At 56.4% G+C, this 13,161-nt stretch carries 17 protein-coding genes; 6 read left to right on the top strand and 11 right to left on the bottom strand.

The window, feature by feature from the left end; genetic code table 11:
- Positions 1–347 precede the first annotated feature (347 nt).
- The 7 genes from QCE79_RS34275 to QCE79_RS34250 all read right to left on the bottom strand — a co-directional run bounded on the left by QCE79_RS34275 (position 348) and on the right by QCE79_RS34250 (position 5,750).
- On the bottom strand, positions 348–1,448 hold the full coding sequence (locus QCE79_RS34275; RefSeq protein ID WP_309852163.1) for a CAP domain-containing protein: 1,101 nt from the start codon (positions 1,446–1,448) through the stop codon (positions 348–350).
- A 216-nt stretch (positions 1,449–1,664) separates the two neighbouring features.
- Positions 1,665–2,030 (bottom strand): hypothetical protein, encoded by a 366-nt coding sequence (locus QCE79_RS34270; RefSeq protein ID WP_309852160.1) that lies wholly within the window; start codon positions 2,028–2,030, stop codon positions 1,665–1,667.
- Between the two features lie 3 nt (positions 2,031–2,033).
- Positions 2,034–2,204 (bottom strand): hypothetical protein, encoded by a 171-nt coding sequence (locus tag QCE79_RS34265; RefSeq protein ID WP_309852156.1) that lies wholly within the window; start codon positions 2,202–2,204, stop codon positions 2,034–2,036.
- A 21-nt stretch (positions 2,205–2,225) separates the two neighbouring features.
- The gene (locus QCE79_RS34260; RefSeq protein WP_309852152.1) at positions 2,226–3,497 is read right to left on the bottom strand and encodes a FlhC family transcriptional regulator; all 1,272 of its coding nucleotides are present in this window, start codon (positions 3,495–3,497) and stop codon (positions 2,226–2,228) included.
- Complete coding sequence (locus QCE79_RS34255; protein WP_309852150.1) at positions 3,482–4,711, bottom strand: hypothetical protein; 1,230 nt, start codon at positions 4,709–4,711, stop codon at positions 3,482–3,484. The genes QCE79_RS34260 and QCE79_RS34255 overlap by 16 nt, the downstream gene beginning before the upstream one ends.
- A gap of 734 nt (positions 4,712–5,445) precedes the next feature.
- On the bottom strand, positions 5,446–5,502 hold the full coding sequence (locus tag QCE79_RS39560) for a nuclease-related domain-containing protein (protein WP_404989481.1): 57 nt from the start codon (positions 5,500–5,502) through the stop codon (positions 5,446–5,448).
- Complete coding sequence (locus QCE79_RS34250) at positions 5,484–5,750, bottom strand: hypothetical protein (protein ID WP_309852148.1); 267 nt, start codon at positions 5,748–5,750, stop codon at positions 5,484–5,486. Before QCE79_RS34250 ends, QCE79_RS39560 begins: the two co-directional genes overlap by 19 nt.
- Before the next feature lie 371 nt (positions 5,751–6,121).
- Here QCE79_RS34250 and QCE79_RS34245 point away from each other — a divergent pair, with 371 nt between their 5' ends.
- The 6 genes from QCE79_RS34245 (at position 6,122) to QCE79_RS34220 (ending at position 9,994) form a co-directional block, all read left to right on the top strand.
- Positions 6,122–6,415: a hypothetical protein gene (locus QCE79_RS34245; RefSeq protein WP_309852146.1), complete on the top strand. Its 294-nt coding sequence runs from the start codon at positions 6,122–6,124 to the stop codon at positions 6,413–6,415.
- A 108-nt stretch (positions 6,416–6,523) separates the two neighbouring features.
- Positions 6,524–6,958 carry a hypothetical protein gene (locus QCE79_RS34240; protein ID WP_309852143.1) on the top strand — a complete coding sequence of 145 codons (435 nt, stop codon included), beginning with the start codon at positions 6,524–6,526 and terminating at the stop codon, positions 6,956–6,958.
- A 10-nt stretch (positions 6,959–6,968) separates the two neighbouring features.
- Positions 6,969–7,757, top strand: a complete 789-nt coding sequence (locus QCE79_RS34235) for a hypothetical protein (protein ID WP_309852140.1) — start codon at positions 6,969–6,971, stop codon at positions 7,755–7,757.
- An 11-nt stretch (positions 7,758–7,768) separates the two neighbouring features.
- Positions 7,769–8,323: a single-stranded DNA-binding protein gene (locus QCE79_RS34230; protein WP_309852138.1), complete on the top strand. Its 555-nt coding sequence runs from the start codon at positions 7,769–7,771 to the stop codon at positions 8,321–8,323.
- Positions 8,324–8,584: 261 nt separating this feature from the next.
- Positions 8,585–9,667: a primase-helicase zinc-binding domain-containing protein gene (locus QCE79_RS34225; RefSeq protein ID WP_309852136.1), complete on the top strand. Its 1,083-nt coding sequence runs from the start codon at positions 8,585–8,587 to the stop codon at positions 9,665–9,667.
- Positions 9,668–9,769: 102 nt separating this feature from the next.
- Positions 9,770–9,994, top strand: a complete 225-nt coding sequence (locus QCE79_RS34220; protein WP_309852133.1) for a hypothetical protein — start codon at positions 9,770–9,772, stop codon at positions 9,992–9,994.
- Between the two features lie 63 nt (positions 9,995–10,057).
- Here the strand turns inward: QCE79_RS34220 and QCE79_RS34215 are convergent, their stop codons facing one another.
- From QCE79_RS34215 to QCE79_RS34200, 4 genes are all read right to left on the bottom strand, one after another.
- Positions 10,058–10,291, bottom strand: a complete 234-nt coding sequence (locus QCE79_RS34215; RefSeq protein ID WP_309852130.1) for a hypothetical protein — start codon at positions 10,289–10,291, stop codon at positions 10,058–10,060.
- Positions 10,281–10,433 carry a hypothetical protein gene (locus QCE79_RS34210; protein ID WP_309852128.1) on the bottom strand — a complete coding sequence of 51 codons (153 nt, stop codon included), beginning with the start codon at positions 10,431–10,433 and terminating at the stop codon, positions 10,281–10,283. The genes QCE79_RS34215 and QCE79_RS34210 overlap by 11 nt, the downstream gene beginning before the upstream one ends.
- A 256-nt stretch (positions 10,434–10,689) precedes the next feature.
- A complete protein-coding gene (locus QCE79_RS34205) occupies positions 10,690–11,058 on the bottom strand; it encodes a hypothetical protein (RefSeq protein ID WP_309852125.1) in 369 nt (122 codons plus the stop codon).
- The gene (locus tag QCE79_RS34200) at positions 11,055–12,074 is read right to left on the bottom strand and encodes a PRTRC system protein D (protein WP_309852123.1); all 1,020 of its coding nucleotides are present in this window, start codon (positions 12,072–12,074) and stop codon (positions 11,055–11,057) included. Before QCE79_RS34200 ends, QCE79_RS34205 begins: the two co-directional genes overlap by 4 nt.
- Between the last annotated feature and the right edge of the window lie 1,087 nt (positions 12,075–13,161).

Here is a 13,161-nt window from a genome sequence, read left to right as displayed (position 1 = left end):
CTACGCTGCACAGTACCAAGTTACTTTAGGTCCATTAACACGAACGTTCCAACGGAGCAGTTCCAGCGGAACGTACACTCAACGCTATTACGACACATCGACCGGACCTACGTGGACGAAAGCCGATGGTTTTACTCAAAGCAATAGTTATGAGGTGTATTGTGCCACCATGGATGCTACTGGCGACTGGGCGCCGTTAGGCGGTGCTGGTCCCCACGCAATCTTTCGAAACGAAGATTCATGCCAAGGTTGCGGTGGGGGCTCATAATTTCATCTGGCGACAAATACGCAAACGCCCCGATGAGTTGCGTCGGGGCGTTTGTGCGTCGCTCAGCAAAAAGAGCTAATTAGCTTGCTGCTGTTGTGAATGACCAAGATGCGGAAATCGCGACTCCGTTGCGTGCGCCTTTGAATGTAACCGTATAACCAGTGCTGGCCTTTAAGGGCCCGAGGGGAAGCAACACAGCTGTACCACTCGGCAAACCATTGTTCACGTCAGCTGTCGCGATCGACGCGGATCCTGCGACTGCGGCAGACGGTACTAAGATACGAGCGGACACCGTTGTCCCCGATGCATCTGCCAAGGTAAGCTGACTAACCGTCAGAGTGTCGACCCCTTCTACGGCATTCACGCGGATAAGGACTGGTCGGCCAGGAGAGGGCAGATCAGGCGCTGGATTCGGTGCCTCGGAACGCATAGCCAAAGCAACACCGGCTTCGTTCGAGTACGGCGAGTGAACAATCGCCGTTGTAGCGATCTGCTGACCACCGATCGAGGTGTAAGTATTTGGCCCCGGATAAGCGGGCACGCCGCTCGACGTTCCAAAGTCACTGCTACATACATAGTTCTGGTACGCGCTTGTTCCTGCGTTATAGCCGAGCCCAATCGTCTCTTGAGTATATGTCAGAGAGACTAGATGATAAACCGAGGCTAACGCCTGTCCAATGCAGTCTGCTGCTGCTAATGAATTTGATGATCCGGTGCCCGATGCTAGATTTTCGCTGATGTATTCGGTCGAGGGGGCTCCGGCCTTACGCGCGCGCGCCAGTGGCGTGTCGGCATAATAATTTGCATTGCTGGAAAGTTCATCGTGCGAAAGTGAGGTAATAACCCCAGTGCTGAGGTTGCTGAACAAATAGAGGGCCTGAGCCTGCGCCGACGTGTCCAACGCCTGGTCCTGGCTCAGCATTCCAACCCCCATCGCATTGCGATATGCGTTGATTTGGTTAAACGCAGCGAGCTGAAATGAATCGGCAGCGTAGGTAGGCGTTGCCACAGACGTGCGAGGAGCAACGCCGGACGTCGGCTGACTTGCAGTCGGCGAGCTTGCTCCAGCTGCAGGCGACGCAGCGCTATTGCTACCGCCGCCGCCACCGCCGCATGCAGCGACCAAAAGCGATGCAGCGATCGCTGTCATCGAAAGTTTCAAGTTGCTCTTCATCGTCATTTGTTTGTTTCTCGTCTAGTTGTTGCAGTCGCCCCGCGATCTGCTTAGTTTCATCTTATCGAGCGATATTCGAAGTCAAGTTGCCTCCAAAAGAGGGCTTCGAAATCGCTTCCTCGTTAAAAAGTTGCCGTTGGCCAATAGGCGGCGCACGAATTGTAATGCCCGGTAAGGGGTGAAATCGGACCGTTGTGGTCCCGCAACCGTTTGCCGTCGTAGTTACGTGCGGACCCGATAATTCTTCACTTGACGAGCAATGAAGATAACGCCAAGCACGGCGGCAACGGCAACTGGTTGTTTCGCGCCGGCAGTTGATACGAGTGCGGTGCCACCCCATAGGAGAATTAAAAATGGTGCGAGAGCTGCGAACCATTTACTTCGCAGCACCGGTGCGAACGGCCGCCTTCCTTTACCGTACCTCTGCGAGAAACGAACGTTGCTGCTCTCGAGATCGAATCCGTCGGGCGACGGTGCGGTCGCTCGGTCGCTCCGGTAGTGCTTTTCATACTGCTTGAATCGTCCGTCACCGCGGCCGCGTAGCCATGCGCCGACGCTGTCCGAGAAGAGATAGGCGAAGTCCTGCATAGCTCAGTGCGTCACGTCGGAGTGAAACGCGATCGCCCCGATCACATCGGGAATCCACCGGCCGTCAGCCTCGCCGTAGTACGCGCCTGTTTGAAGGTCGAGCCAGCCAAACTGTGCCCGACCGTCTTGTGAGAAGACGATGAGCCCGGCTTCGACGGAAAATTCATGCGGCATTTGCTTACCTCCGATTTCGGTTTAGGACTTTGCCTTCTTCCTCTTTTTCGAGGCAAGACGTGATTTAACGGAATAGCTACAGCCCGGGCAGACGAAGTCTTTGGCGAGCTCGATCTTGCCCTGTTCGTTAGCAAGAACGTAGTCGGTCTTGCATGTGCGGCACGGAGCCATCGACAGCCTAGAGTCCATCGCCATTGCACCGGTCAAGTGGTTCACACGATCTGCGGTGATCATCAGGTCGTCGCCAAACAACTTAGCTGCAATGTCATTGGTTGCAATCAACGCTTCGGGGATATTCGCGTCGTTCCTGAGCGCGCACCGGTACAGCCAAACCACAAAAGTCGCTTGGACGCGGTTGATCGCACTTTGTACGTACCACGTGAGCGACTTCGTCCTACAGCCGACCGGCGAGCTAACTCCGTGGATCTGCTTGTAGATGGTGCGTGCGGTGGTGCGGTTAAGGTTAAAGAAGTCAACTGCGGTCGACGCGCGGCAACCCTGCGACATGAGGACTCGCGCAAATCCGTCGCGTTCTGCCCGTTCGAGCCGAAGGTTCGACCATGAGGCTTTATACGGCAACGTGGATGCTTGGATCTGTGCCGTGCTCATGAGATAGTGCGCCACCGATTCGTTGGAAAGCCACCCGGTGCAGTATTCTGTCCAGAACAACGAATCCACAAATCGCCATCTAAATAGCAGAAACTTGATCTGACCGATAGCTGATTCAAGCTGGCGCATTGGCCGCTTCATAAGATATTCGGCGAGTTCGAACGTAATGCCGAGTAGCGGGGCTGCAAGGATGTTCATATGCAGGACGTCTTTGAGCAGCGTGACGTACATGCAGTTGTAATGGAAGATATCGCGGCCGATCATGCCCTCGACGGCGGGCATCTTGGACGCAAGGTGTTCGACCGTCGGCGAGTACATGACGCCATCAACGAAAGTCTCCCAATCGCGGGGATTCGGCAGTGTAGGCAGCAGTGCCAGAAACGGCATGTTCATCAACGTCGCTTTCGGTGCAGCGTACTTGTTGAACGTATCCATATTTTCAAGGGAGACCGCGAATACCGTCTCGGCGCCCTCGTAGCGAGTGAGCACTTTGTGCATCACTTCAGTGAGGGTGTAGTTCGCGCGCTGAATCTTCTCGGCGAGGTAAGCGTGGAGGGTAAGACCGGTCTCGATCGCGTTAATTGTGGTAATGGCCATTGTGTTATTTATTTTTAGGTTTCTATCGTGGCGCGGATGACGCGCCATCGTTGCTTGTCGTTGTGCTGCTTTTATCGAGAAAGCCACGTATCGATTTCAACAAGCGACTTGCGCAACATTCCAGAGAGCGCTTCGACCAACTGGCGATGCTCCGCCGTATCGCTGGATGCTTGAATGGCCAGTTGGGCCGACGACAGCTTTCCAGCGAAGGTCTCGTAAGCCGACGTTGCTGCGCTCAATGCGTTTTGCACCTTCTCGGCGGCATCAATAGCCGTTTTCGCGTCATTTCGCCGTTGCTTAAGCGACTCTAGTTCCTGCCGGGCGATGTGAAGCGCTTGTTCCGTGCTGGCAAGCTCCGCTGTCTTTGCGTTCACGGCCTGGGAGATTGTCGTGAATCCTTCCGGGGGTTTAACGATCTCCTTTATTTGGACTTCAGGCTTTTGTGTCTCGAGAGCGCGACTAAGCCGTGCAATTTCCTTGTCCTTGTCGGCGATATCCTTTTCCATGCTGCTCAAACCTGCGGTGCGGCTGTTGAAGAGTTCGTCCAGCCTCGCTAGCTCTTCTTGCTTGGCGGTCAAAGCCCGCGCGTTTGCTGACAGTGCCTCTGTGAGGTGAGCGACATCCTTTCCTGCGAGGAACAGCTCATTTTTGCTGTCCTCTAACAATGATGCGACGTTCTCTAGTTGGCGTTCGCTGTCGGCAAGAGCTTCATCTCGTTGTTTGAGCTCTGTCAATAGTTTCTTCACGTCTCCGCGCGTCATTTCGCGGCTGTCCTTCTGCAACATGATTTCGTTGATGTGCGCGTCGGAAACATGCTTGGCTACCAGCATATTCAACTCGCCGACGTTGAAAACGCGGATTGCTTCGGTGTTGTCGCCAAAGCGCTCATAGCAACGAATGTAGCTTTTCGCCGCCGATTCCCTGATCTTCAGCGCTTTCTCGAAAAAATCGAAGGCCAGGCAAGCAGCCCTATTGCGTATCTCACGAGTGTCTCCCGCTTTCGCAACCATGTTGTTGCGAATGAGATGTCTCGAATGGAACAACTGATTGCCGAGCGCGATCATTTCAGCTGCGATCCGCTCTCTCGATTCCGCGACAGCCATCATGGCATCGGTCAACCGACCGATCAGTTCCTCTTCCTGACCGAAAAGCTCTCTCGCAGCTTTATCGATAGAGGATCGAGTGACGTGCCTGCGATCATCGGTAGGTGCGACGAATTCGTCGGACGTGTCGTCGTCGACCCGAATGGGGAGGTGATTAAACTTAGTTGGGGTGTTCTTGGATGTCTCGCCGTTCAGCATTTCTTCTCTCCAGATTTGCGACAGCACCACCCGGTGCTGTTTTCCGCGCCGCAAGGGTCTCTCGAAGGCCTCGCGGTACTACAAAACAGTTCAGCCTCTGTTCTATCTAACCGTGCAAGGACAGAAAAAACAGCCGCGTTTTTCATCAGTAACAAAGGGTAACATTTGTCATTGATTCCACATTTGGAAAAGAGGCGTATTTTTACCCCTCTTTCATTGTCTGGCGGTGCATAGCGCCGTATTTATCACGTACTCAGCAAACGTTTATCGGAAAGTTTCGGTAACACTTTAGTTCGTTCATGGGAGAAAATACCTATAAAGAAGCTTGCATTATCCGAGAACTTTCGATCTAAAGGTGTTTATTACAAACGGCTAACGCGTTCCTTATGTTTCAAGTGGGCACCTGTCCTGTCATCGGCAAACATCAAAACCGCCGTTTTTGCGTGCTCGACGCTCACTTGCTTATCGGAGGTGAACAGATCTCGTTTCATCCGCAGCTATTGCGGGAGATCATCGAGTGTGAGGAGGTCAGCTGAAAGTTTCGAATCGAGCACCGCGTCCTGTGAGGAAAATAATCCCGCACCAAAGACCGGCCACATCGACGGTAGTTGCGCTTGCAGGAAGCGGATCTTGCTTCGGTTCTGTTCGATTGGAGAGCGGCGTTCGTCTGTTTGGCCATTCGGACTGGTCCGGGTTAGCTTTCCGTCATCGGCCGCCGGTGCAATGTGCCCCGATCAATTTTTGGTTTCGAAAATGAAAACGCCGAAGGGTGTTACGGCAAGGTGGTCGATTTCCGCGGTAGGGAAGTCGGTCCAGGCGCGTGGTCAATGATGAGCGCGCCTTCGTGCAGATAGAAGTCATTCCCGCAAAGCCAATAAAGCGTCTTCCGAAGCCTTGCCTGTGCGGCGGCTTCTCCCGCCGCACCGATGGCTTCAGCGCCGCGGTTCAGAAAGCGGGGGGCGGGGCGTTTGATACTCGCCTTCGTGAGATGTCGGTACGCGTAGTAGCCGCCGACCACGACCATGATTTCGAAAAGCATTGCGTTACCTGGTTGGTTTGTCTGTGACCAGCTTGACACGCTCTAATCGTTGTCAAGGCGCGCAATGCAGTGCAAAACGTGCATCTCTCGAATAGACGCCATGTTTTTGGGAGCTTTCGCGTACATCGGTTTGCAAGACCAGCGTAAATTGGCCTTCATCCCCGCGTCTTCGACGCATCGACTGAAGCCACGCGAGATTTCGCGTCTGCTCCATTTCATCTTTTCCGCATAGAGTTGCTTCCGCCACGCCTTCTCGAGCCGTGACGAAAGCGTCTCTCCGCGCGCCGTTTTTCCCTGCTCACCCGAGCATCGAAACTTCCAGCGTTGTACTGGCTGGACATCCCCTAGTGCGTCTTTTTCTGGAGAGAAAAATGCCGAAGCAGTTGGTTTCCAAGGCGATCAAATCGCCCGCTTGGTTGGTCGCTGTGTGCTTTGCATTGTGGCTTGCTGCGCACTCGTTCTTCGCGTTTATGTTCGTCTCTTTCGTTGTCTTTTCGTGGATCAAGAGATCGATGAAGGCGGCGTTGAAAGAAGAGAAGATCGACGACGCGAAAGCTCCTGCACATGCTGTTGTCGCCCCTGCTGAAGCCAACGTCACGCCCATCAAACGGCAGTACGCTAAATCCGCAGTGGTCGTTCCACTTAAGACAGGCACCGACGACTAGTCGCCATGCCTGAATGTCAAGACCGCCCGAAAGGGTGGTCTTGATCCATCACCCCAACGGGAAACCATCCCGTTGCGGGCATGGGTTCTCGTTCATTCGGAGATTCCCATGCAAACCGAAGTAGCCGCATGGCAATTGGACATGTTCGACGCTTCAGCAGCGCCGATGACTCGTGTTCAAGCCAAGCCCGATCCGCTGCCCGATCCGCACCTGTGGAGCGCGGTGGTCAAAGACAAAATGGTCGACGCGTTGGTCCGTCTCGCGATGGATAGCAGGCGCGGAGACAACATGCCTGAGTCGCTGATGGATTGCGCTGCGTTGTTCAGCGAACGACTCAAAAACAAGAAGAAAATGGAATTCGAGGACTACCGGGCTACGCTTGGCTGGGTCATGGAGTTCTGGAATGGCGCTCTGCCTTATCGGTTCGTGTGCCAAGTCAATGGCGTTGATCCCGAGATCCTGCAGGATGTCATCCTGAGCAATCCTTTGCTCAAACGCGACATGGAAGAGGTGCGTCGCGAGTGCGTCGGCACACTGCTCTAGGAGGCCATTCATGAGCGCATCAACCTTTGGTCGACTGCTCGGAACGTTCTTCGGGGCATCTGTTCAGATACAGCCTCGCACCGTCCAAACATCCGAGCATTCGTCCCCAATCGAAGTGGGAATGGGCAGCGCCAAGGAACGGCATATTGCCATCGCAGGGCAGCCCACGCTCTTTCGGGACGAAGGCGGTGTCGTTGTGCAGTTCCGTCCGGCGTTCGGCTATGAGTTGAAACCGACAGCCGTCGGCCTGAAGCTTATACCGGCGCTCGCCCCGCACTGGGAAGTGCTGCGAGAGCACAAGGGCACGTTGACTGACGCGATTGCGGCGGCTGTCAAGGACGCTCACTCGCCAGAGGCATCTCCCGCGCACTCAGTCAATGCGGAAAAAGTGCGCTTCGTTCCACTCGGCGACGCGCAACGTCAGCACGACGTCGTGGACGCCGTCGTGCTGACGCCGCCTGCAACTACTGATTCATCCCCTCGACGGACTGAGCGCGCGCGGTATGGCGTTTTAAAGGAGTGGGGCGAAAAGGAGTTTCCCGATGGCAAGCGCCCGGGCAAAACCTACGAGTCGTTCTGCATCACCCTTGCGCACCGTGGCGGACTCGACGTGCTGCAGGGCGAGGGCCTTCGCGATGCTATCGCCGAAGCCAACTGCAAAGTCGGCGATCGAATCGAGGTCAGACGCCTTGGCAAAACCAAGGTCCCGGCTGTAGATAAACGTGGAAGACCGAAGCTTGATGCCAGCGGCGCGCAAGTGCTGTGGGATAAGTGGCTTTGGTCGATCAAAAAATCTTAAGGAGCCTTTACATGGCATCAGTAAACAAGGTCATTCTCGTGGGCAACCTCGGGGCCGATCCGGAAACCCGGTATCTCCCAAGTGGCGATGCCGTCGCCAATATTCGATTGGCCACGACGGACCGCTACAAAGACAAGGCCTCCGGTGAAATGAAGGAATTGACCGAGTGGCACCGCGTTTCATTCTTCGGTCGCCTGGCGGAGATCGTCAACGAGTACCTGAAGAAGGGCTCGTCGGTGTACGTCGAAGGCAGGATCCGCACGCGCAAGTGGACAGACCAAGCGGGTCAGGAGCGTTATTCGACTGAGATCGTTGCCGACCAGATGCAGATGTTGGGTGGCCGATCTGGAGGAGAGCAACGTTCCTCAGGCTCGGACGACTTCGAATCGTCACGCCCGCAGCGTCAAGCTCGACAAGAGAGTGCTCGCCCGCCGGCACCAAGTCCGTCACCTGGCAACGCGAAGTCGTCTTCGTCTTCGTTTGGCGGCGGCGGTGGGTTCGACTCGATGGACGACGATATTCCCTTCGACAAGCTGCACCCGCGACAGGCATGGGCCGCAATCTGATCCTGTAAGCGCTCACCTTTTCTCCCGCATCACCTCACCTTCGCAGTTCCGTCCGGCCCATTTGGGCTGGCGGAACCCGAAGCGTCCGCATTCTCCGCATCTGCCGCCGCGCCTCGCGCATCGATCTCTTCTGCACAACGCCTTTGCTGAAAAAAGCCGTCCGCCCGCGCGCCGGGAAACACGGACCGCTTTTTTGAGCACGGTTTTACCGCCTGTCTCAGGCATCGACCATAACCACCCCAAACGACTGGAGTGCCAACCATGAATGTAAAGAGCCTCAAGCTCACACCGGAACAGTGGGTTACGTTGCTCCAGAAGTACGGAGTGCCGGAACGCTCACTAACGGGAAAGAGTGGATCGTGTCCGATCTGTGGCGGTAACGATCGCTTCACTTACGACAATAAGCGCGGCCGCGGCGATTGGGTGTGCCGCAAATGCAATAACGGTGACCCCAAAGCCGGAGATGGCTACGAGCTCATCTGCAAGGTGACAGGGATGAGCTTTCCCGAGTTGATGGTTGAGCTCAAGGGCGGCACGATCGCAGAGGCCCGGCATTGTCAGCCGCAACCAGCAGCGCCAGCGCCTGGGCGAAAGGTCGATCCCGAATGGGCGCGAACGCGGCTTGATTCGATGTGGGATCGTGCGACGCGTATCGGGCCAGATGGATTGGTGTCGCGCTATTTGCGCGCACGTGTTCCGGGGCTGACGGCGTCGCCGTCACCCGCGCTGCGGCAGGCGATGCTCGATTATCGGCACGAGAAAAAGGTAATCGGGCAGTGGCCGGGCATCATCGCGCGTTTTACGTTGCCTGACGGACGCCTTGGCACACTGCATCGCACGTTCCTCGATCGCTCGAATGCCGCGAAGGCGACCATTGTCACTAACGATGGCGAGATCTTGCCCTCGAAGTTGAACGACGTAACGCTTCATAAGCTCAACGGCGGCGCAGTCCGGCTGATGGATCCCGTTGACGGGGAGATTGGCGTAGCCGAAGGCCTCGAGACGGCGTACGCCGCGCATATGCAGTTCGATGTGCCGGTCTGGTACTGCCTGAACCGCATTCTGCTCGCCGACTTCATGGTGCCGGATGGCCTCGGCATCCGCGTCGTTCACATCTTTGCCGATTTCGACGCGGTCGATCCACGCACGGGCAAGTCGCCGGGTGTGGACGCGGCGCTGAAGCTGGCCAAGCGGCTGCGTGCCGAAGGGTACACGGCTATGGTTCATCGTCCGAAGAAGCGGGAGACCGACTTTGCGGATGAGTGGCTGGCCGGTCACGGTCCGCAGAGTGCTGCATCCACTGTGCCTGTGGGCCGTTCCGAGCCGCAAGCCTTGCTTGTTTGATTGTCCGCGGCGAGTGCGCCGCTAACAGTAACTTTTGCCCGGTGGGGATTCGTCCCCATCGGGGCCGCAATCCGCCCGAGCTTTTCCAACGGAGAAGAGGAAATGAGCTTCAGCATGATTGTTGGCCGGTATCAAATCGTTGCTACGTCCGGTGTCGAGAACGGCTCGGTCAGAGTAGGGAAGTCAGAAGCGGAAGCTTATGACGTGATCGATCGTGGCCAGGGTGCTCACGGGCGACTCGACAAACGAGGCGTCACGCTCAACACCGCATGGTTCTATTGCATTCGTCGACAGGCGAGCGCACAAGGTGTATCTCTGCTGCATTGAAGTTCCCTTAAGTCAAAACCCCGACCGTTGGTCGGGGTTTTTTTTCGCCTGGTCATTTCGCGCCTACTTGAAGCGCACCACGTAGTTCAAGCGCCACTTCAAAACAAAGAACAAGACCTTTAGGAACGGGATCAGAATACCCATTGCCCATAACATGGTAAACCCAGCTGCGAACAGCAAAGTTTCGCTAAAACCGTTTTTTGGCAGGTGGACACTCACAAACATCGTGAAGAACGACGCCAGCGCAATGACGGCGCGGCGGGTGACGAATGGCAGGGCCATGAATTTAGCGAACATTGCTGCCTCCTTTCTTCCGGCTAATGATAGCGCGGTGAAACAAGAATGCGGCTTCGTACACCGCGATACCTGCGGCGACCAGGATCCACATCCGAACACCACGTGTCCAGTCAAGTTGCATCAAGCTGTCGAGAATGTCCATACCGCCTCTATAGTTGGTTGACGTGTCGCAAGCGGATGCTTGTCAACATCGATAACCCATCTTCGCAGATGCGCGCCAAAGTCAAGGTGTGAACGAATCGACGCGGCGGACAAAGCCTGGATGCCACGTTTGCGTTGCCGCCGCACGCCTGGGTGATGGTGAACGTCTAGGTCCGACTGCTTGCGCAGTCGGGGTATGACGATATAACGGCAAGTTCAAAGCGAATCTGAACTACGGCTGTGGACCGATCTATCGACTAGAAGCCGGCGAACTGGTCAGCGATCTCATCGACGTTGAAGCGATGCGATAACTCCGACATTGCATCTGGCTGTGCCGTGTCGACAGAATATTGCTCGACGGTCGCTACGATCGGGCGCGGCGAAACTGACGTCGTCGTGGGTGCCTCTGGCTTCGTGAGTGGTCGATCCGCTAGCCGCAGCGCCGGCGTTGCGTCCGGAGCGGATGCCTCGGGAACGGCGCTCGCCGGAAAACGCACCCGGTCGCTGGCTAGCGAGCGCAACACGGCCGCGCGCAGACGCGTGTTCTCGAATTCCTCCAAACGCTGATATAGCTCGGGAAAGAGCGCCTCGTCCACCGTCACCTTAATCAGCATTTTCCTTGTCATGCTGCTGCCCCGAGCGATTTACGCTCACGGGCCAGCGTCGATTCGCCGACGATAAGAAAGCCTTTCACATTCGCAAAACACGGTGCCTCGAGCAGATCGACTTGCGTACGGGGGAAAGCTGCGCGGATCGCCGGTTCATACAGAGCCGCCCCGCCACCGGTCAACACGATGGAACGGATATCTGCCGTGCGGCCGACCTTGTTCTGGATTTCCTTGACCGTGCTGAGAATGACCGCTTGAGACTGTTCAAGGTAGGGCGCAAGGTCGATGTCCTTGTTATAGAAAAGGAGGGGCTTCTTAAGCCTGAGCGATTCGTCGATACGCTCGATATCGGTCACCGGCTCGCCCTCCTGCTTTCCGATCAGCGACGCGATGCGCTGGTAGATCTGCGATGCGCCGCCCGGGGCGCCGCCGCTACGCCGGTCGTTCATCGTGAAGCCGTTTGCGACCACCCAGTCGGTCGTGAAATAGCCAACATCGATCACGAGATGTGCGTTGTCACGGTCAAAGCGGCTGCCGCCATACTCAGAGAACGAAACGAGCGAGCCTAGTGGCTGCGGGATGACCTTCACGCTGCCGATTTGTACCTGCCCGTGACCGAAATTCAGTGTGCCGGTGAATGCCTCCCGCACGCCTTCCGAATACTTGCCGATGCTGTGCACGGGTAACCCTAAGACTAGGCGTTCGACATCGGTGATCCCGGCGAAATGCAATGCGCCATAAAGCAACGCTGCATAGTTTGGGGTTGTGCAGAAGTCCTCTGAAAGCGTGCGGCCTGCGTTTCCATACGCCGAGGATCGGTCAACGCCCGGACCGACTTCATACACAGTGCCATCGACTTCGATCGCAGCGACTTTCCGATCAGCGAGAACGCCGTGGCCAAAACTCGACACCGCTTCGCTGACAAGCAGCGGAGCAAGCGACGGGAACATCATCGTCGCCAGATCCGATCCCATTCGGAACGCGCATTTCGTGTTGCCATAACCCACGTCCACCGCAAAAACTTGTGCTTTCAAGATTCTCCCTCCAGAGTTCAAATGACGTTAGCAGCGTGTCGCGCTTGGGCCCGTACTTGACCCTCGCTTGGCCCCAGGAGGGGCCAAGCGGTACGGTCATAGAGACCGCAACGCTTCGTAGGGGCCATGCTTGTCCCCGCAAGGAGCCAAGCAATTGCCTATGTTGACCATGCTATGGGGCAGCGCCCCAGCAGGGCCCCGGCAGAGGCCAAAGCCCGACGCTGGTGAACTCACTCTATCGGGAACGTGGCGAAGTCAAGGCAACAAAAGCTCGCATGATTTAGGCAGCTTTCCCTGCAGGTCTTGGATTTTTCCGAGATATTCTTTTTCATACCTACCGCGCGACCAGCGCATCGACCTCCTAAACGGACCATCCGAGGGCATCGCTTTGCCTAGCGAAAAGCCCTCTGTCACAGGCCGCAAAATGAAGCGGCCTTTTTCTGAAGCTAATCAAGCACAAGGTTACCCAAGTTGAGGAAACCGGACAGGCGATATCCATTGGGTTTGCGGGCGGTTTTGCCCGAATCTGCGAGTTGAGACGGCTTGGGAGCGGACACGGACACTGGTCCGGACGCTTCTAATTACGCCGTCTCGGCGAGCATGGACACATCCTTTCAGCACACGAAGCTGGGTACGTTGCATGAAGCCCGACACACTGCGGCGGATTGAACGCGCTTGGGGATGGGGGTATGGGCAAGCCGATAGACGCAGCTCATCCCTGTACGGAAGACGAACGGTAGGCGCGACCGGAGAAAGAACAGCGCAAACGAATTACCGAGCAATTGGCCAAGGTCGTGCGGTCGCAAGACAGAGCACACGGGCGCAGGAATGCGTCTAGGCCGGCGCGGTAGCCGTAGAAGCGGCGGTTCGGGTTCGCGCAGCGATGCGCGCCACGGGCAGCGGCAACGGCAGGGCAAGACTCAACGGCGAGGACTGCGAAAGCGGCCCGCGTGCGAGTGACCTGCAACAACGTCGCCAGCGGTTTTCACGCGGAGCGTGAGAACGGCAGCACGCAGCAATACGGACGGTCGATGCACGTTTCTTCCACGTGCGGGGCTATCGAATGGAATCGCTAAAGAACAGGAAG

Origin of the sequence: Caballeronia sp. LZ003, assembly GCF_031451465.1 — a bacterium.
Lineage (GTDB): Bacteria > Pseudomonadota > Gammaproteobacteria > Burkholderiales > Burkholderiaceae > Caballeronia.
This window is presented reverse-complemented; position numbering and strand designations above follow the sequence as displayed.